At 34.9% G+C, this 20,558-nt stretch carries 15 protein-coding genes and 4 pseudogenes; 11 read left to right on the forward strand and 8 right to left on the reverse strand.

Annotated features, from left to right (window positions below):
* Positions 1-18: 18 nt before the first annotated feature.
* Positions 19-3,180 carry an isoleucine--tRNA ligase gene (ileS, locus tag ACICP6_RS06025; protein ID WP_395463004.1) on the reverse strand — a complete coding sequence of 1,054 codons (3,162 nt, stop codon included), beginning with the start codon at positions 3,178-3,180 and terminating at the stop codon, positions 19-21.
* A 164-nt stretch (positions 3,181-3,344) separates the two neighbouring features.
* Here ileS and ACICP6_RS06030 point away from each other — a divergent pair, with 164 nt between their 5' ends.
* Positions 3,345-3,593 (forward strand): hypothetical protein, encoded by a 249-nt coding sequence (locus ACICP6_RS06030; RefSeq protein WP_395463005.1) that lies wholly within the window; start codon positions 3,345-3,347, stop codon positions 3,591-3,593.
* A gap of 175 nt (positions 3,594-3,768) precedes the next feature.
* Here ACICP6_RS06030 and ACICP6_RS06035 read toward each other — a convergent pair.
* Positions 3,769-4,344: pseudogene (locus ACICP6_RS06035) on the reverse strand (radical SAM protein); the annotation flags it as partial.
* Between ACICP6_RS06035 and ACICP6_RS06040 the strand changes: the two are divergent.
* The 3 genes from ACICP6_RS06040 to ACICP6_RS06050 all read left to right on the forward strand — a co-directional run bounded on the left by ACICP6_RS06040 (position 4,326) and on the right by ACICP6_RS06050 (position 6,767).
* Entirely contained in the window at positions 4,326-4,688 is a 363-nt protein-coding gene (locus ACICP6_RS06040; RefSeq protein WP_395463006.1) for a hypothetical protein, read from the forward strand. The pseudogene ACICP6_RS06035 and the gene ACICP6_RS06040 sit on opposite strands and share 19 nt — an antisense overlap.
* A 33-nt stretch (positions 4,689-4,721) precedes the next feature.
* A complete protein-coding gene (locus tag ACICP6_RS06045) occupies positions 4,722-6,413 on the forward strand; it encodes a recombinase family protein (protein ID WP_395462683.1) in 1,692 nt (563 codons plus the stop codon).
* 180 nt (positions 6,414-6,593) lie between these two features.
* Positions 6,594-6,767, forward strand: coding sequence for a hypothetical protein (locus ACICP6_RS06050; protein ID WP_395463668.1), 174 nt, complete (start codon positions 6,594-6,596; stop codon positions 6,765-6,767).
* 23 nt (positions 6,768-6,790) lie between these two features.
* Here the strand turns inward: ACICP6_RS06050 and ACICP6_RS06055 are convergent.
* From ACICP6_RS06055 to icd, 3 genes and pseudogenes are all read right to left on the reverse strand, one after another.
* Positions 6,791-7,534 (reverse strand): annotated as a pseudogene (locus ACICP6_RS06055) (MiaB/RimO family radical SAM methylthiotransferase); the annotation flags it as partial.
* Between the two features lie 504 nt (positions 7,535-8,038).
* On the reverse strand, positions 8,039-8,677 hold the full coding sequence (nth, locus tag ACICP6_RS06060; RefSeq protein ID WP_395463007.1) for an endonuclease III: 639 nt from the start codon (positions 8,675-8,677) through the stop codon (positions 8,039-8,041).
* A gap of 17 nt (positions 8,678-8,694) precedes the next feature.
* Positions 8,695-10,113 carry an isocitrate dehydrogenase gene (icd, locus tag ACICP6_RS06065; RefSeq protein WP_395463008.1) on the reverse strand — a complete coding sequence of 473 codons (1,419 nt, stop codon included), beginning with the start codon at positions 10,111-10,113 and terminating at the stop codon, positions 8,695-8,697.
* 137 nt (positions 10,114-10,250) lie between these two features.
* Here icd and ACICP6_RS06070 point away from each other — a divergent pair, with 137 nt between their 5' ends.
* The 4 genes from ACICP6_RS06070 (at position 10,251) to ACICP6_RS06085 (ending at position 12,542) form a co-directional block, all read left to right on the forward strand.
* Positions 10,251-10,946, forward strand: a complete 696-nt coding sequence (locus tag ACICP6_RS06070) for an RDD family protein (RefSeq protein ID WP_395463009.1) — start codon at positions 10,251-10,253, stop codon at positions 10,944-10,946.
* A gap of 327 nt (positions 10,947-11,273) precedes the next feature.
* Positions 11,274-11,765 carry an RDD family protein gene (locus ACICP6_RS06075; RefSeq protein WP_395463010.1) on the forward strand — a complete coding sequence of 164 codons (492 nt, stop codon included), beginning with the start codon at positions 11,274-11,276 and terminating at the stop codon, positions 11,763-11,765.
* 22 nt (positions 11,766-11,787) lie between these two features.
* Positions 11,788-12,267, forward strand: a complete 480-nt coding sequence (locus ACICP6_RS06080; RefSeq protein WP_395463011.1) for an RDD family protein — start codon at positions 11,788-11,790, stop codon at positions 12,265-12,267.
* A 71-nt stretch (positions 12,268-12,338) separates the two neighbouring features.
* Positions 12,339-12,542 carry a hypothetical protein gene (locus ACICP6_RS06085; protein ID WP_395463012.1) on the forward strand — a complete coding sequence of 68 codons (204 nt, stop codon included), beginning with the start codon at positions 12,339-12,341 and terminating at the stop codon, positions 12,540-12,542.
* On the opposite strand, the pseudogene ACICP6_RS06090 reads toward ACICP6_RS06085, so the two are convergent.
* Positions 12,535-13,330 (reverse strand): annotated as a pseudogene (locus tag ACICP6_RS06090) (IS5 family transposase). The gene ACICP6_RS06085 and the pseudogene ACICP6_RS06090 overlap by 8 nt on opposite strands.
* A gap of 97 nt (positions 13,331-13,427) precedes the next feature.
* Here ACICP6_RS06090 and ACICP6_RS06095 point away from each other — a divergent pair.
* Positions 13,428-14,276, forward strand: a complete 849-nt coding sequence (locus ACICP6_RS06095) for an RDD family protein (RefSeq protein WP_395463013.1) — start codon at positions 13,428-13,430, stop codon at positions 14,274-14,276.
* Between the two features lie 81 nt (positions 14,277-14,357).
* Here ACICP6_RS06095 and ACICP6_RS06100 read toward each other — a convergent pair.
* Positions 14,358-14,648 (reverse strand): annotated as a pseudogene (locus tag ACICP6_RS06100) (GIY-YIG nuclease family protein).
* A gap of 884 nt (positions 14,649-15,532) precedes the next feature.
* Between ACICP6_RS06100 and polA the strand changes: the two are divergent.
* Both polA and ACICP6_RS06110 read left to right on the forward strand, forming a co-directional pair.
* On the forward strand, positions 15,533-18,118 hold the full coding sequence (gene polA / locus ACICP6_RS06105; protein ID WP_395463014.1) for a DNA polymerase I: 2,586 nt from the start codon (positions 15,533-15,535) through the stop codon (positions 18,116-18,118).
* 50 nt (positions 18,119-18,168) lie between these two features.
* Entirely contained in the window at positions 18,169-19,083 is a 915-nt protein-coding gene (locus tag ACICP6_RS06110) for a hypothetical protein (RefSeq protein WP_395463015.1), read from the forward strand.
* A 19-nt stretch (positions 19,084-19,102) separates the two neighbouring features.
* Here the strand turns inward: ACICP6_RS06110 and tldD are convergent, their stop codons facing one another.
* Complete coding sequence (gene tldD / locus ACICP6_RS06115) at positions 19,103-20,530, reverse strand: metalloprotease TldD (protein WP_395463016.1); 1,428 nt, start codon at positions 20,528-20,530, stop codon at positions 19,103-19,105.
* Between the last annotated feature and the right edge of the window lie 28 nt (positions 20,531-20,558).

Here is a 20,558-nt window from a genome sequence, read left to right on the forward strand (position 1 = left end):
ACTGACAATTTTCAACTATTAACAATCTAACTGAATACCAACAATTAAATCCTGGTATTCTTTAGAATAAAAGTTAGTTTCAATTTCTGTATTAATTTCTAAAGATAAGGCAAGAGTCTGCTCTTTTATGTACTCACTCCACGTATTCAACGCTTCTTTAATCTTCTCATCTTCTGTTTTGATTATTACTTTAATTCTATCGGATATATGAAAATCAGCTTGTTTTCTGGTTTCCTGAATGAGCCTCACGACATCTCTTGCAAGCCCTTCTAGAATTAATTCATTATTTAGTTCAGTGTTTAGGACAACAACCCCTTTGTTGTTATCAAATACAGAGGAAAATTCACTGTTTGCTTTTAATAATAGTTCATATTCACCTTCTTTTATGATGTAGTTTTCTCCTAAAAATATCTGTTCATTTTCAATCTGTTTCCATTTTCCCTCTTTGACATATTGAACTAGTTTCTTGATCTTATCCGGAACTCTTTTTCCAAGCACAGGAAAGTTTAGTTTTAACTCTAGTGATGCAATATCTTCAAGCTTGCTCACTAATTCTAGTTTTTTTACATTTACCTCATTTTTTATCATCTCTTGATATTCATCTTCAAGAAAACTACAGGAAGGCTGATGATAAATTGTCATACTGCCAAGTGGCTGCCTGATACGTATATTGAAAGTGTTCCTGATAGAGAGTGCAGCATTGCACACCTCTCTCACCAAATCCATCTTGGCAATGAGTTCACTATCAAACTTCTCTAATTGTGGAAAATCAGCCAAATGAACTGATGATTCTTTATATTTAAGCCCTTGCCATATAGTCTCCGTTATAAGTGGCAATAAAGGAGCTGCAACTCTGAGTATGTAATAAAAAACTGTATATAGTACATTATAAGCGTCAATTTTATCCTGATCCAAATCACTTTTCCAAAAACGCTCACGACTGCGACGAATATACCAATTATTTAGCACTTCAAAAAAATCTATCAGAACTTTGCAAGCCTCTTGGGAATTATAGTTGTTCATAGAAACTTGAATACTTTCTATAGCTTCAAAACATTTGGAAATCATATAGCGATCAATAGTGCTTTGATAATCCTTGCAAACCTCAGCTCTAATTCCATCCGCATTTGCATACATAGTAAAAAAGTGATAACTGTTCCAAATAGGTTTTATTACGTTTCTCAGCACATCTCTTATTGAATTTCCCTCTTTATCAAGTAGCAAATTACCACCACAAACAATAGATCCAGAAAGCATGAGAAAACGCAGCGCATCAGAACCGTGTTTATCAAAAACTTCCATTGGATCTGCATAATTATTCAAACGTTTGGATAATTTTTGCCCTTTTATATCGAGAACTACACCGTGGCATATACAGTTCTTAAATGGTTCACTGTCAAATAAAGCAGTGGACAATACAAAGAGCGTATAAAACCACCCTCGAGTTTGCGCTATGTATTCAGTGATAAAATCCGCAGGAAAATTGTTTTCAAACCACTCTTTATTTTCAAATGGATAGTGGACTTGCGCAAATGGCATCGAACCAGACTCAAACCAACAGTCAAATACGTCAGGCACACGACGCATAACTGATTTTCCAGTTGGGTCATCAGGATTTGGTCTTGTTACAGTATCGATAAATGGTCTGTGCAAATCATCCACTTTAACGTTAAAATCTTTTTCTAACTCCGCTATTGAACCATATACATCCACTCTTGGATATCTTGAGTCATCTGATTGCCACACTGGTATTGGTGTGCCCCAGAATCGATTACGTGAAATTGACCAATCACGTGCCCCTTCAAGCCATTTTCCAAACTGACCATCTCTTATATGATTTGGCATCCAGTTAACTTTTTTGTTCAGCTCTGTCATTCTGTCTTTGAATTTTGTAACAGCAACATACCAAGAAGGCATAGTGCGGTAGATTAAAGGGATATCAGTTCTCCAGCAGTGCGGATAATTGTGAATATACTGCTCAGTTTTGAACCAACTTCCCTGCTCTTTCAACTTCCTTATTACCATATCATCAGCATCAAAAACATGAACACTTACTAAATCTGAAACTTCAGCAGTAAATTTGCCACTGTTATCAATTGGACAAATGGCAGGAATATTATGGATTTGGCAAAGGCAAAAATCTTCTTCACCAAATCCAGGAGCAGTGTGTACAACACCAGTACCATCTTCTTCTGTAACGTAATCGGCAACGAAAACACGAAATGCATTTTTTGTATCTTTAAAGTAATCAAACAGTGGTTTATAAGAAAGGTATTCAAGATCATCCGCTTTAAGTTTTATATTGCAGTTTTCATATGGAATATTGTTTTGTTCAGAGTAGCTGATAAATTTCTCTAAGTAGCTTTCAGCAAAAATGTGGATTTCACCATTGGCTAATACTGCACAATACTCAATATCTCTCCCTATCGCCAAAGCCAGGTTGCTAGGCAGCGTCCATGGAGTTGTAGTCCAAGCAAGTAATTTACATTTTTGTTCTTTATCTTTAAATTGTTTTGGATTTTCTAAAAGTTCAAATGCAACAGTTACAGCTTTACTAGCCTTTTCTCTATAAGCGTTATCAAGCCTTGTTTCGAAATTGGATAATGGAGTTTCGCATGCCCAGCTATATGGAACAACGCGTACTGATTTATACACTAGACCTTTATCATAAAGCTGTTTAAATGCCCACATGACCGATTCCATAAATGATTTATCCATGGTCTTGTAGTCATTATGAAAATCTACCCACCTTGCTTGTCTATTTACATACTTTTCCCACTCTGAAGCAAATTTCATCACAGAAGTACGGCAATGATTGTTAAACTTATCGATACCAAACTTCTCTATCTCAGTTCTGCCAGATATGCCAAGCTCTTTCTCAGCACCCATCTCAGCCGGTAATCCATGGCAATCCCAGCCAAATCTACGTTCAACCCTTTTTTGAAGCATAGTTTGATGTCTCGCAAACGCATCCTTTATGAAACCAGTAAGTAAATGCCCATAATGTGGAAGTCCATTTGCAAACGGAGGTCCATCATAAAAGACAAAATAATTATCCTTAGAACGTTCTTCAACTGACCGCTCAAAAACTTTATTTTCCTGCCAAAATTTTATGACTTCCTTTTCCAACGATGAAAAATCAGGACCACTGGTTGTATCAGGATAATGCTTTGACTTCATGTTCGCTATGTAAAACTAAAGAATATAGGGCTTTCTGAAAAATTACAAATTCAAAAAGAGTGTAAATTCTATCTCCATAAACATTGATTTATTAATAGATGTTGACACTATTATATAATATACTGATATATTAAGTATACTTATTTAAATTTAAGGAGTTAATTATGCCTAAAAGTAAAAGTTGGCCTCATCAGAAATTCCACAACGCTAACAAAAGCACTGATAAAAGTAGTAGTTCAATTTGGGAATCCTGCTCTTACCTATACAATAATTCTGGAAAGATTGAGAAGATATATTATAAATGGGGATCAGGAGCAACTAATAGTCCTAGCAGTCTCTTATATCAAGCTTCATATACTGGAACAAAGCAGAATTGCAATTTCTATAGTGTTAAAAATAATAGGTATAGCTAGAGGTCTCCTTACGTCATACCGCCGCGGTATCTCAGCCGCTAACGAGTAGCGGAATGACAAATCACCGGTAAACCTAAGTTACTTTAGCTATAGTTGATAAACTTGAAATAAACTACGCAAAGTGCTTCTGTACAACAACATAGAAGCACTTTTTCTTAATTGAAAAACAGCCCTATTAGGCAGTACATCCCAACAAACTATTCTGCCGAGCTTCCAATACTTTCACATTTACTATTCTATCTCTGTATTTACCTTCAGGGTCATTAATACATACTGATTGCATATATGGGCTTTTACCAATAATTTGGTCTTGATGCTTGCCTTTTTTATCGCTAAATAGAACAGGTATAGTTTTGCCTACCATACTCTGGTTAAACTCAAGTTGTTGCTTACTAATTAATTTCTGCAAACGAAGAAGGCGCTCTGTTTTAACTTCTTCTGGCACTTGATCTTTTCTTTCCGCTCCTGGCGTACCTGGTCTTGGGCTGTATTTAAAACTATAAGCCTGAGCATATTTTACTTTTTCCACCAATTTCATAGTTTCTTCAAAGTCTTTTTCGGTTTCCCCAGGAAAACCAACAATAAAATCAGAGGAAAATTCGATTTCAGGTTTCAACTTGCAAAATCTGTCTATTATTTCTAAATACTCCTCTGCAGTGTGCTTTCTGTTCATCGCGCGCAATATTTTATTCGAACCTGACTGCACAGGCAGGTGAACAAATGGCATGAGTTTTGGCTCTTGTGCATGTGCCAACGATCAATCACCTTAATACCCCCTTCAACAATCAAGTAGCCAAAGAAATTACAGTTACAGATCCAACACATCCACTGTTTGGCAAAACTTTTCCCGTATCATCTTTCAGTTCAACAGCCTACAAAGGTGGTAATGTATCTGTTATTTATCGTGATAACATCACTCTACATATTCCATTTTTTTCTACTAACTTAGCTAGTAAGCAAGATTTTCTCACCAGCAAGTTAACATGGACTTCATTATACGAGTTTGTTTCTATAGCAAAGGAGTATAAATTATGCCATGTAAACCATGTCAAGTGTGGCAGAAAATGCCGCAACGTTTTAAGTCAGAAGTTTTAGAAAATATATTATTAGTATCCAAAGAGGTTATCCATGAGTACATCAGAGCTAATCACAGCACAACATTTAGCACGCGAAGCAATAATTTACATCAGACAATCAACACATCATCAAATATTAAGCAATCAAGAAAGTCTAGAGTTGCAGTATGCGCTGAAACAAAGGGCAATTGATCTTGGCTGGAAAGCTGATAGTATTATTATAATTGACACTGATCTTGGTATAACTGGTGCTAGTGTTGAAAAGCGTGAAGGATTTAAAGAACTTGTTACTAAAGTCACTTTAGGAAAAGTAGGAATCATACTCTCTTATGATGTAACCCGTTTATCACGGAATTGCTCTGATTGGTATCCGTTACTGGATATATGTGGCTATAAACAGTGTTTAATAGCTGATCGGGATGGTATCTATGATCCTGGTAGCATTAATGGTCGGTTGTTACTGGGTCTAAAAGGGCAACTTGCTGAAATGGAATTATCTACTATAAGAGCTCGACTAAATGCTGGATTATTGAATAAAGCAGCACGAGGTGATTTAGCCTTGTCTCTTCCAGTTGGCCTTGTTCGTTACCTAGACGACTCAGTACATAAGGATCCTAATCTTGAAGTTCAGCATCGTATTAAGCTTATTTTTGAGACTTTTCTAGAGAAACGAGCAGCATCAAAAATTCTAAAGCATTTTAATGACCATCAACTTACTATTCCTAGATATGACACATTTAAAGAGCTGCAATGGAAAAAACCAACACGTGGAAAAATTCTCTCGATACTTAAAAATCCAGCTTATGCTGGAGCATTTGTTTATGGTCGTACTAGAAGTCATAAAATATTCTCTGCTGAAAAAACAACAAAACGCATACCAATGGAAGAATGGAAAGTTTTAATAAAAGATAAATATCCAGCTTATATAGATTGGGAAAGCTTTATAAAAATTCAGATGATACTAAAAGACAATTATGCAAAGTATAAATATAATAGCACGCGTGGTATAGCTAGATCAGGAGAAGCATTATTGCAGGGAATAATCTATTGTGGAGAATGTGGATACAAAATGACAATGCGATATAAAGAAAGAAACTATTATATGTGTAATTACCTGCAACGAAAATATCATGAACCTGTATGTCAGCGTTTACTAACTGATATTATCGATTGTGCAGTGGTTTCTAAATTTTTTGCAGCACTTAGTCAAATCGAATTAGATGCTTATACTAATGCTATTGATTCACAGTCACAATCTGAACAAGCGCTTAATAAAGTACATTTGCAACAATTAGAACGTCTGAGCTACCAAGCTAAGTTGGCAGAACGACAATTTAATCAAGTTGATCCTGATAATCGTCTTGTAGCTGCAGAACTTGAAAGACGTTGGGAACAAGCATTAAATGAACTCAAGCAAGCGGAAATTACTTTTGAACGTCAATGTCCAAGCAAACCTGCTCCTCAGTTATCTGAAGAACTGAAAACAGTATTTTTAGATATAGGTAAGAAATTGCCTGAAATTTGGAATAAGTCAGTTCTGTCAAGTCAACAGCAAAAATCCTTTCTTCGTTGCATAATTGATAAGGTAGTAGCACACCGAATCAAACGCGATTGCTTACAAATACGTATTGTATGGCATGGTGGAGAAACTACTACTTTTCATGTTCCTACTCCAGTAAAATCCTTTTATGAATTAACCACAGCAACAGAAATGGAACAGCTTATAATAAAATTAAGTAAGTAGGGTAAATCAGATATAGAAATTGCCAAGTACTTAGAAAAACAAGGATATCGCTCTCCAAAGAAAAATGTTGTTTTAAGAAGTACAGTCGAAAGTATTCGATTAAAAAATAATATTTTTCGAAAAAGACATCAACCATATCTTCTTGCACCTGGCTACCTTACTGTTACACAAGTTGCAAAGATCCTCAAAGTTTCTAGGAATTGGCTCTACCATAGAATTAATAGTGGCAAAATTAAAATGCGAAAAGATGATAGTAAAGCCAAGGGCAAATATTTATTTGAGGATAAACCAGAAACTATTAAAATTCTGATGGATTTTAAAAATGGCAAATTCAACAATATAAATTTTTTATAGGAGTATCAACATGCATAGTCAAAGTAGAGAGATTCGTGCATATCTCTTGGATGAGAAGTTGTATAGCGAATTCTCTCTAATTTTTCAATTTTAGCAATATGACTAATTAATTTTCCTAAATCCCAAACTTCCCCTTCGCATTCTCCATGATAAGCATTGACATTCTGACCAAGCAAAGTGATTTCCTTTGCCCCATTTGCAACTAATTTCAATGCTTCACGGAATATTTCATTTGCTGGTCGTGAATATTCAGCTCCGCGAGTATAGGGCACTACACAAAATGTACAAAACTTATCACAACCCTCTTGTATGGAAAGAAATGCAGAAGACCCTTGGCTATTGCCGTAACATTCATCTGGCAATTTATCAAACTTTGCAACTTCCGGAAAATCAGTATTTATTACATGGCCTTTACTTCTACTTGCTTTGACTATCAGTTCTGGTAAAGCAGCGATGCTCTGTGGGCCAACAACAATATCCACAAATGGAGCCCTTCTGAATACCTCTTCCCCCTCTGCTTGCGCCACACACCCAGCCACCACTATGGTGATTTCTTTCTTCTTTTGTGCTGAATGAATCTTTCCGAGCTCTGAATAAAGCTTTTCTGCTGCTTTTTCTCTAATGTGGCAGGTATTGAGTATGACTAAGTCAGCCTCTTCTGCGTCGCTAACAACATTAAATCCCAGAGGTTTAATTATATTTTCCATTAAAACGGAGTCATAAACGTTCATCTGACAGCCGTAAGTTTTAATATATAGGCCTTTCATATTTGGTATGTCTTTTTCAAAATTTCTTCACCCTACACGTAAATGTCTAACAGACCAGCGCGTGAAGCTAGTGAACTTGCTAGCACAATAGATTTTGACAAAATTATACGAAAAACTGGATCCCAGTGTCAAGCACTACCCAGTTCATATTAGCCATAAATATTTAAGAAATTTACCAAATAAAAAAAAAGGCAAAGAAACCCCGTGATGCGAGTTTTGACCCTATAATACTTTAAACTGGCGCTGTAATAATGTGCTGACGCTTAGTATAAGCGCGATTTGGCTGAATGTAGAAAAAATTTAAAAGACATGCAGCCGCCATAATTTTATGTAATCCGCCAAAAAATACCCTGAGTTTTTTACTGAATTTTGTCATTGAGCCTGCAGGTCAAAAACAAGTTTTGAGTCAGAAATACCCTTGTTATCATAGTAAGAGGACTGGCGGAGTTTGTCAAGTAATCTTTTTCGTTTCTGTGAGCCACTTGGATAACAAAAGAAGAAATACTAGACTTTATACCTTTTGCATTCAAACTCACACAAATCATGAATTATGCACGTTTCACACGAAGGTTTTTGCGCTTTGCAAATATATCTACCATGCAGAACTAGCCAATGATGAGCATAAAGTAGGTATTTTTTTGGCACTACATTTAAAAGAGATTGCTCTGTTTTAAACACATCTTTTTCTTTCACAAGCCCAACTCTGTTGCTAACTCTAAAAACATGAGTATCAACTGCCAATGTTGGAATACCAAGCCCTGAATTTAAGAACACATTAGCGCTTTTTCTTCCAACTCCTGGTAAAGACACCAAGTCATCAAAACCGGTAGGCACTTTGCTGTCGTATCGTTCTACCAATATTTTACTAAGCCCGATTATATTTTTTGCTTTGGAATTATACAAACCAATACTGCTTATATGTTTTTTTAGCTCACTTTGCCCAAAACTCAGCATCTTTTCTGGCGTATCAGCGATATTAAATAGTTCTCTTGTAATTTTGTTAACGCTTACATCAGTTGTCCGTGCTGATAAAACTATCGCAACCAGCAACGTAAAATGATTGGTGTAATCTAGCTCTATTTTTGGTATAGGGTTTGATTGCTGAAATTTTTCAAATATCAATTCTACTTTTTTTGAGTCCATTTAATTTTTCTTAAATGTTAAGAAAAAAACCCCTCTTTCCCATCATATAAATACAACTTATCCATTCTCACCACATCAAAATTGTGTTCTTCAAGTTTGATTAGCAAGTTATTTACATTACTATTTGTAATAGTCTTCTTTTCATTATTCGCGATAAATCTACAGGTTATTTGGTCGCTTGAAGGTTTTGAATTCCCTGGCCAAATTGCAAGTCCTTTTGAGTATATTGCTATCATTTGTGGATTACTCGATTCAAATAATCCTACTATTTGATCAAAATTGCTGGATTTGTCCCAAGCAAGCGTTATATCACTACCAACCAGTTTTTTTATCTTATAATCCTGTTCGTAATTGTCTTGAACTCTATTCACTTTACTATCTGAACCATTGCTGATTATAAGCTCAGCAGGTTTCTTTCCTAGATTATCTATAACAGCTTCTGCAAATTCTTTGGTACCAACTTTCTGTTTACTCTTTTTCTCCTTATATAAATCAGCAGTGTGTATTCCATCCTCCAAAGTCTTGAGCCACGCATCGTAAACCAGTTTTGCAGTATTTGCTTGACCTATGTAAATTAGCATATGCACTGCAGCATTTAAAAGACCTGAAGGATTAGCTATATTTTTCCCTGCAATATCAGGAGCAGAACCATGAACCGCTTCAAACATTGCATATTCGTTGCCAATGTTGCTACTTCCAGCAAGCCCTACAGACCCAGAGGTTTGCGCCACAATATCTGATAATATATCGCCATACAAGTTCTCAGTTACTATAACATCAAAATTCTCGGGCTCCGTAGCAACACGTGCCATACCAATATCAACTATATAATGCTCTGCCTTTATATCAGGATAGTCCTTTGCAATACGATCAAACGCTGCATGGAAAGTGCCGTCGGTCATTTTCATTATGTTATCTTTAGTCAGGCAAGTTACTTTCTTTCTATTATGTTTTTTTGCGTATTCAAAAGCGTATCTGCATATCTTCTCTGAACCAGATCTAGTGATAATTTTAGTGCATTGGTAAGAGTCACCAGTCAGTCTATACTCTATTCCCGTGTAAACGTCCTCTTCATTTTCACGTATCACTACGATATCAAACTTATCGAATTTATTTTCTATCACAGGATGATATGAAATGCATGGCCTGATATTTGCATATAACCCTAGATTCTTTCTCAGTGCAACGTTTAAGCTTTTGTGTCCTTTACCTTGTGGAGTTGTTGTTGGAGATTTTAATAATATTTTTGTTCTTTCAATTGATTCCCAACCACTTGGAGAAATTCCGTGAGACCATTCCTTACTATAAACACGCTCCCCTATTTCAATAATATCTAATGAAACTTTCGCTTCTGCTTCACGCAATATCGACAGCACCGCTTCCATAATTTCTGGCCCGATACCGTCGCCATATGCAACTGTGATTGGTGTTGACATAACTTCCCTAACTATAAATAATTTAATGTTAATTCAAATAATAGAGTGGGTCAATATTATCCAAATTAGTATACTTACGATTATGTAATAAAATACTTTTATATTAGTTAGTAAAGTTATGAAATACAGGTGGAAGCATGGATACTGAAGCGAATGTTAAAGTAAGCTATGCAGAAATTACTAAACGTGTTGCAGCATATGTAGTCGATACAATAATATTTCTAGCCCTTTGCTTATTCATTTTATTCATGTCATCAGATAAACCCTTTGCTGAATTTTTTAACTATATCTTTTCTGACACTGCTACAATCTCTACGTCAATTCAAGAGGAAGTATTAGGAACATTACTGTTTATAGTACTAGAAACATTAATGATAACAAAACTTGGTGGTACTCTAGGAAAATTGCTATTTGGTATATACATAAAAGATTCAAACACACTTAAAAATATTGCTTTTATGCAAGTAGTAATAAGAAGCTCTCTCAAGGCGCTTTTGTTTGTACCTCTCTATATTTCTGACTGGTTCTATATTCTACCAATTTTAGTTTTAATATTTGTAATATTTGATCAACGTAAGCAGACTTTTTATGATAAAATTGTAAAAACAGTAGTAATTGATTATAAACCTGAAAAACATCACTTAAATTTAAACTATGTGGGAATAACTAGGCGTGCAGTAGCATACATTATAGATCATTTTATTATTATTGGAATTTCCTTAGCCTTTTTCTCTTTTATAGAAATGACTTTTGACCCTACTAGGGCTGAGCTATTAACCACATGCTTATTTTTTCTGCTATCAATAACATTTGGAGTATTTATGAAGATTTAGCGGTACTCCAGGACAACTATTATGCGGTATTCATATAAAAGATGCAAATACACTTGAAAATATTACTTTGGTGCAAGCAACAGTCAGGTACGTTTTATTTGAAGCTTTTAGCATATTTGTATCGAATTATGTATTTTATTCTAGAAGAATTTTATAATAAGCATACTTCCGAGTCTGAAGCCTTATTAACCTTAACATTCATAGTTATAATGTTAATTTTTATATCTGCAATATTCGATAGACGTAAGCAGCTTTTCTACGACAAAATTGCAAAGACAGTAGCAATAGACTATAAACCTAGTTGATATTTTTCTTTATAGGTAATACATGGATAAAAAAGTAAACTATTCAACAATGACAAGACGCATTTTTGCATTTGCATTTGATTATATTTTACTATATGCAATAACGTTCTTAATTGGGCTTGTAATTGGATCTATTTTACTTTCCCTAACACCCAACGCGGTTAAAATAATTTTAGACAATGCAACAATTATTAATGCAATAACACTTATATTGGCATTAGCATTTTATGCATTTACGATAATAGAATTTGGCGGAACTCCGGGACAATTGTTACTTCGCATGCGTATAAAAGACAAAAATACACTTGAAAAAATCACTATAACACAAACAATAATCAGAACAGGAACTTTTGGAGTGTTATATTTTATAATTTTTTATGCAATATTTAATATTTCTAGTCTATTCATAATTTTACCGATCCCAATTATATTGTTCGCAGCATTTGATAAGCATAAACAGTTCCTCAATGACAAAATTGCAAAAACAGTAGTAATAGATTATAAACCTAGTTGATATTTTTCTTTATAGGTAATACATGGATAAAAAAGTAAACTATTCAACAATGACAAAACGTATTCTAGCATTCATAGTTGATTGTATTTTACTTATTGTAATACCGTTTGTTTTAATGACAATGGGCTTCTCACTCACACACGCAATACAAGGGATCATGGGTGCAATAATTGTAATCACCACGATTGTATTTTCTTTATTTTTAATGATACCGTGCATATTTCATATATTCATGCTAGTGAAATTTGGCGGCACTCCGGGGCACTTATTATTTGGCATGCGTGTAAGAGACAAAGATACACTTGAGCAGATCACTCTAATACAAGCAATAAAAAGGACCTTTGCTCTTTTTATAATTTATTGCATATCACTTTGTAATCCTATTTTATTCTTAGCTACACTAGTCCTAGTTTTAGTATGTGCAGTAGATGACGAACACAAACAAGCTTTACATGACAAAATTGCAAACACGTTAGTGATAGACTATAAACCTGAAAACTAACTTCTCTACAATTTACGGTTATTTAACAACGTATTTTATATTATATGATGACATTATGAAAATAGGGGTGTATGGATACTGAAGCGAGTGTTAAAGTAAGCTACGCGACAATTACTAAACGTGTTGCAGCATATGTAGTTGACCAAATGATATTCCTATCCTGTTGTTCATCATTTTTTTTATTAATTTTATTAATATTACCAGGAGAACTCCCTATCAAAGTTTTTAATTATTTCTTTCCTGATGACACTAGACTTCTTTCAAAATTCACTTAGGAAGCTCAAAATTGTAAATTCCAGCAATTAAATTGAACCTTAAACCAAAACGTTTACGTCTATTTCAATAACGATCTGCAATAATTTTAAACCTTTTGAGTAAACCAATCACATTTTCAACCACCACTCTTTGGCTCGCAAGCTCCTGATTTTCTTCCTTTTTTTCTTTCGTTATTGGATTCTTTTTCGTTTTTCTGTGCGGCAATGCAACATTTGCATGAATTTTTTGCATCCCTCTGTAACCTGCATCGGCTAGGATCTGCTAATATCCGCACCTTTGACTCCTTAAAAAGCATGTCTTCTACCGTTCGAAAAAGATGTGCAAATAATTTTTTTACTTTCTTTTCCCGTTATTAACTACGTTTTTAGAGTGTGTTTTTTCCTGAATAAAAGTGTTTTTGCTTTTTTTTGGACGTTCGATTGGTGTTTCCGTGGCATCAATCACCAAAACTTCATACTCCATCTCACTTTTTAAGAGCTCTTTTCGCCCTGGCAATGCAGAATCTGGATGTTTTACCAACGTACCTTCAATCCACCTTATTATTTTATAAGTTGTACTTTCCATAACTTTGGCTTATATGAAAATATGTTCGGTATTCTCTCATATATTCTAATGCCATAAGTAACCTATCTTCTATACAAAGCTTGCTTTTACGCCCACTCTTTGCTTTTTTTCGTCTATCTTCTTCATCTAAAATTTCCACCATCTTATTGAAAGTTATCTGCTTTATCCCTGTTAAGCGCCTAAATTTCTCTCCCTCCAGTTTCTCTATTTGTTCATATCTCATACATTTTAAATATACGATTTTATACTAATTCTTTGTCTTTTATCAATTTTGAAAGAAGTCTACTGATATTTACCTTATATCAGAACGATATGAAATATTGAAAAACTTAGATGTATTATTATTAAATATATTATTGGAAGATTTAGTATATATAGTATTAGAAGTATTAATGATAACAAGACTTGGTTGGACCCCAGGAAAGTTACTATTTGGTATATGTATAAAAGATACAAACTCATTTAAAAATGTTACTTTAATGCAAGTAGCAATAAGAAGTACTTACAAGGCGCTTTTGTTTATACTTCTCCATATTTCTGAGTGGTTTTTAATTTTACCAATCTTGGTTTTAATATTTGCAGTATTTGATAAACGCAAGCAGTTCTTTCACGATAAAATTGCAAAAACAGTAGTGATAGACTATAAACCTGAAGAATGTCACTTAAATTTAAACTATGTTGGAATAACTAGACGCATCATAGCAAATATTATTGATAGTCTTATTATTAAGGGAATTTCTTTAGTCTGTTTGATTCCTGTAGGAATGATTTTTCACATTGCTGGATCTAAATTATCAATTATACGTATTTGCTTATCTTTTTTACTATCGATAGTATTCGGAGTATTCATGATAAGAAGATTTGGTGGTACTCCAGGACAATTGTCATGCGGTATTAATATAAAAGATGCAAATACACTTGAAAATATTACTCTAGTGCAAGCAATAATTAGATATGTCTCGTTTGAAGTTATTAACTTATCTATACTAATCACAGGAAAGAAATTTAAGTATATCTATGAATGGTGGCTTGAACATTTACCAGGTGAAATCTCTATAATCATGATACTAATAATTTTCATATGTGCAATATTTGACCGACGCAAGCAGTTTCTTCATGATAAAATTGCAAAGACAGTGGCAATATACTATAAACCTATAGCTAAATAATTTAGGTTTCCCTACAATTTGAAAAACAACAAATTCGTCATCCCGCTACTTGTTAGCGGGATCTCAGCATAGATACCGTTCCTACCCTAAAGCTGAGTAATATAAATCAACCCAGCTAGGATTCTTTTGATTGATCAAATTAATTTTCCACTGCCTTGGCCGCTCTTTTAGGCGCTTTTCTTTTGCAATAGCTAAACTTATATCTTCAAATTCTTTAAAATATACAAGTTTATTTACATTATATCTTGATGTAAAACCTGGAACAACTTTGTTTTTGTGTTCTCAAATCCTCTTAATCAAATTTGCAGTCACACCAATATATAGTGTGCTATTAGTTTTATTTGTAAGTATATAAATATATGATAACTTCATCTTAATCATTTGTAGCTAAAGTAACTGAAGTTGATCGACATTATACTACACCGTCATACCGCCACAGTATCTAGCATAGATCCCGCTAACATGTAGCGGGATGACGAGGTCTTTCGATAGTAAATCTTACCTGTGTTAGCTATAGAACACAAGGGTGTCATCCAAGTAGCCCTATGCCAGCGTGTGACGCTGGATCCTGTTAGTATGAGAAGTTACGCGCTGCCCAGTTCATGTTAGCTATAAATATTTAAGAAATTTACCAAGCGAAAAAAAGGCAAAAGGAACCCTGTGATTATTTTCCGCTTTAAAGTACTGGCGTTTTTTATGTTTTAAACCCCTGACAAGCGAGATTCAGCCGCTTTTAATCGCTACTAACCTACACTGCAAGTGTTTAAGAAGTTTACCAAGCAGAAAAAAAGACAAAGAAAACCCGAGTTAGCTAGTCCTTTACTATCTCTGTCGAGTATTGGCATTTTTTGATGTCTTGTAACGCTTTGTAAGCGCGTTCAGCTTATTTAGGTATAAACCTAGATGTAGATGAAGTTTTGTAAAGACATACAGTACCTATGTACTGCAAAAAATTGAACATAAGACGCCGATACCTTAAGTAATCCTTACCTTTTAATCTGCAGATTGGCGAAAGCAAATACAATAGCTTCACTTCCATGATAAGAGCGCTGGCGGAGTTTGTCAAGCGGTTTTTGCATTTAATTTCCCCCGTTTATAGCTTAATGCCGGTGAGCTACTTGGCTCCCGGCTGGATTTCGCACAGTTGTGGATCAGGTAACAGGAACAGAAAACTTTACCTTCGTTATCTATAGAAACAAAGACTTGATTTTTGTAGCTAAATAATAGACCATCAAGGGCACACATAAATATCTACAATGAAAGAAAAAACTTTCACAATCATCGATGGCTACGGCTTTCTCTTCAGAGCTTATTACGTTTTGTCTCGTTTAGTTACCACAACTGGTATGCCAATAGGTGGTGTATACGGCTTTCTGAATATGGTCCTTAAATACATTACTCATTCGGATTATTTAACTATAGCATTTGACTCTGGTAGAAAGAATTTCAGGCACGATTTGTATCCTGAGTACAAAGCAAACAGAGTAACGCCTCCTGAAGATTTAATTCCACAGTTTGCAATACTGAGGGAAGCGGTAGAGGCTTTTAATCTCAGCTACGAAGAAATTGAAGGCTATGAAGCAGATGACATAATTGCAACACTAGCTGCAAAGTATGCCAACCATCAAGACTTTAAGGTGGTAGTAGTCTCGTCAGATAAAGATTTGTTCCAACTCTTGAATTACAACATTTTAATATTTGATCCTATTAAAAACATATACATAGATGAAAAACAAGTAATAGAAAAATTTGGTGTAAATTCAAACAAGCTTCTTGATTTATTTTCCCTAACTGGAGATGCATCTGATAACATTCCTGGCGTTCCAGGAATAGGCCCAAAGACTGCAGCTAAACTGCTGGATGAATTTGATTCGTTGAATAATATTATAGAGAACGTTAATAACATCGAACAAACGAGGATACGTAATATTCTTACCGAACATAAGGAAAAAGCACTGATTTCAAGAGAACTTTTATCACTATGCGAGAAAGTGGACCTTCAGCATGATGTTGCAAAATATGAAGTCCATTCTCCAAATATGGAGAAACTGTTATCCTTTTTGAAGAAGTATGAATTCAATTCCTTAATAAGGAAAGTAGAAAAGCTTTTTTCTTATAGTGGATCTAGCACAAAGGAAAAAACAGAATATAATAGTGAAGAATTAGAAAAATTTCTGGAGCATTGCAGATATGAAGGTAAAATCGCAATCTATTGCCACTTTGAAAACAATGTATTAAGCAAAATCTCCTTATCTTGCAGTGAAAATAACATTTTTTACATAGATCAAAACTGCTTACAAGATGGACTAATCACAATTAATTCAACTTTACTTTCAAATGGGGTGCTTAAAATAATACATGACATTAGAAAGATCAGAAAAACGCTTCCTGCAATAGAAAAAGCGCTAGGCTCAGTTGATGATTTAATGACAATGTCATATAGCCTTGACACAGGAAAGCATGACCATAGTATTCCAAACATAATTGCACACAATTTGAGTGGCAATGTAGAGATTTTCTCGGCAAAAACTTTAATAGCGATTCATGAGGAGCTGAAACAAAGATTATTTCAGGAAAAGCTCTTTACAATTTACGAGCGCTTTGATAAGCCGCTTACAAGAGTAATACTCGATATGGAAAAAAATGGAATATTGCTAAACATTCAAAAACTGCAGGAATTGTCTGATAAATTTCGACAGCTAATTGCTGTACTTGAGAATGATATATATGATTTGGCAGGAGAAAAATTTAATATTGCTTCGCCAAAACAATTAAGTGATGTTTTATTTAATAAGATGGGGCTTAATAAGAAGAAAAAGTCAAAATCTGGGTCGTATAGTACAAACTCTGAAGTACTAGAGGAACTTGAAATAGAAGGAGCAGAGATCGCAAGTAAAATTTTAGATTGGCGGCATTTAAGTAAACTAAAGGGCACCTACACTGATGCGCTAATGAAGCGGGTTGACCCTCTTGATGGTAGGGTACACACAAGCTTTTCAACAACTGCAACTGGAAGGCTTAGCTCCAGCAGTCCTAATTTGCAGAATATTCCTATCAGAAGTGAAGAAGGAAATTCCATCAGACAAGCATTTATTGCACCAAAAGGGTACAAGATAATTTCTGCCGATTATTCACAAATAGAATTGAGAATTTTGGCACATATTGCAGATGTTGCAGCATTTAAAGAAGCTTTTGTAAATGGGCAAGATGTTCATAATATCACTGCAAGGCAGGTTTTTGGAGTCCAAGAAGGTGCAGATGTAGAAAAACAACTAAGGCAAAAAGCAAAATCCATTAATTTTGGAATCATATATGGTATTAGCCCGTTTGGCCTTGCAAGGCGATTTAAAATTACCGTTCAAGAGGCTGCTGAATACATTGATTATTATTTCTCCTGTTACCCAGAGATAAAGGTCTATATGGAAAAAGCAATGTCTATTGCGAGACAGCATGGTTATGTAGAAACTTTGTTCGGTAGGAGATGCTTTGTAAAAGACATACACAATACAATCCCTTACCTAAGACAATTTGCAGAAAGAGCAGCAATAAACGCGCCTGTGCAAGGAACTGCTGCTGATATAATAAAACGTGCAATGATTCAACTTTATGATCAGTTAAAGGTAGGTACAATAATCCTCCAAGTTCACGATGAACTACTGGTTGAGGTAGAGGACGACAAGGTTCAAGAAACAGCAAAACTTGTGAAAGATATAATGGAAAATGCAGTAAAAATTTCTATACCACTTGAAGTGGAGGTGAAAATTAGCAACAACTGGGGCTCAAATTTTCTTAATTATGATTTAAACGCCGCAGATTCCAAGAGTATAAATCATTTGAATTAATATGAAAAATATGCTACAATTAAAGTATAGCAAATGTGAGTAAGTCAGTTATGACAGAAATATCAGCTCCACTAAAAATTTTGAAACCTTCAGAACCACCTGCTCAGGTAATTGAAGAAGATAAAAAAGCCTGGAAAGAAAAGCATAAGGTAATCTATGATGCCTTTTTAGATCAGCTAGAAAAATACGAAGACCTGGACAAGAGGACATTAGATAATTACAAGGACATATTTAACAACGTTAAACCAGAAGATATAAAGTTACTAAGTAAAAAAAATTTTCTTGAGTTTTTACTTTCTGTACTTGAAAAAATTAGAGCACAGGGTTTAGCTAATAAAGAGAATTTAACAGATAATGAAATAAAGCAAGTAGTAGATGATTGCGTATCTGATATACGTGATACAGAAGCTAAAGATTCATCCATAAAGCTTCTTGGTTGGCCGTTTGGAATAAAGATAGACCCGAAAAATATTTCCGGCTCTTTTATGAGTTGGCTAAGAAAATATATACCATTCTTAGGTGAAGGTGAAAAACAAGAGGATGAACCACCACTCAGTGATGAAGAGATGGTAATAACGTTCTTACGTAAGATTTTTCTTCCTGCTTTTGTTTCCATTGCTTCAATATTAATTTTTGGTCCTACTACATTCGCAATAGTTGCTGCTGCTATTGGTGCAATGTTCGCCATAAAAGGAGGAGTGGAGGTTCTTTTTTCAAATAACAAACCAGGTACTTTATACAACCCTGATACTCAAAAGGAGAAGGAGAAAGAATGGGATAATGAAATTAGTAGTGGTATTAGTAAAATTCTGGAAACCCCAGTTAAGGGAGCTAAAAAGGGTAATCAATCTGATGTAATAGGTGAGGAGCAACTTGTTCAAGCAGGGAATGGTGAGCAACAACCTACTGCGCTTGAGCAAGTTTCTGTAGGTCAGCTAGACAAAAGTACGGATAAAAGTTTTTAGAACGTGAATACCCCCTAGCTTATAACTCAGTTCCGCCAACAGTGATTGAATCGACTTTGAGTGTTGGTTGACCAACTCCAACGGGTACATTTTGCCCATCTTTTGAGCATGTACCAACACCAGGATCCAATTTTAAATCGTTGCCAACCATAGATACTTTCTTTAACACTGTTGGCCCGTCACCAATTAGTGTTGCTCCTTTGACTGGCTGTGTAATTTTGCCATTTTCTATTAAATAAGCTTCTGAAGATGAAAAAACAAATTTTCCTGACGTTATATCAACTTGTCCACCACCAAAATTTACTGCATACAGACCTTTCTTTACGCTAGATATTATTTCTTCTGGTGTGTGCTTTCCGGGCAACATATAGGTGTTTGTCATGCGTGGCATAGTAACTTCTTTATAACTTTCCCTTCTGCCATTACCAGTTGGATTCACACCCATGAGTTTAGCGTTCATATGGTCCTGCATATATCCTTTGAGGATACCATTCTCTATCAATACATTATAACCAGGCGGAGTACCTTCGTCATCTATGCTAATAGAACCACGTAAATTAGGCAGAGTTCCATCATCAACTACTGTGATGCCGCTAGCCGCTACTTGTTTACCCATAGAATTTGAAAATGCTGAGACTCCTTTGCGATTAAAATCGCCTTCAAGTCCATGACCCACAGCTTCATGTAACAACACTCCTGGCCAGCCTGAACCTAGAACGACTGTCATTTCTCCAGCTGGAGTGGGAATTGCCTTAAGATTTACTAATGCTTGTTCTAATGCTTGGTTTGCAACTTCTTTCCACTTTTTCCCAGAAATAAACTTACTGTAAGAATCCCTTCCACCGTGTCCTGCAGAACCTCTTTCGATTCGACCGTTTTTCTCTACGATGACTAGCACATTAAAACGCACTAGAGGCCTGATATCGCTTAACCTGTGATCACCCTTTATTATTTGTACGACTTGCCATTCTCCACCTAAAGTTATTTTTACTTGCCTCACGCAGCTATTTTTAGACCTTACATACTCGTTAACCTCATTGAGTAGTTTAATTTTCGAATTCAGATCCATTTCATTTATGGGGTTAATTCTCGAATATAAACTTTTTGTTTCTTCGTTTAAGTTTGTCGAATTTGTTTTGTTTAAAGACACTGAACTTCTTACTATAGAAGCAGCATTACTAATTTCCTTTTCGCTAATCTCAGAAGAACAAACAAAAGACGTACTATCCTCACAAAAAGACCTTAAACCAAAGCCCCTTCTGGTATTCAAATCCACGTGTTTTAATATGTTGTCGTCAAAAAGCAGGGACTCCGACTGGCAAAATTCTAAAAATAGCTCACCACCATCACTATTGCTCAAAGCGCTGTTGACTATTTTATATACGTTATTAATATTAACATTGTTTTGAGCGAAAAATATTTGATCTAAGTTTATATTATCTGGCATTACCTTTGAACTAAAAATTGTTTAAGTA

The sequence above is a fragment of the Wolbachia endosymbiont of Cantharis cryptica genome (assembly GCF_964277405.1).
Lineage (GTDB): Bacteria > Pseudomonadota > Alphaproteobacteria > Rickettsiales > Anaplasmataceae > Wolbachia.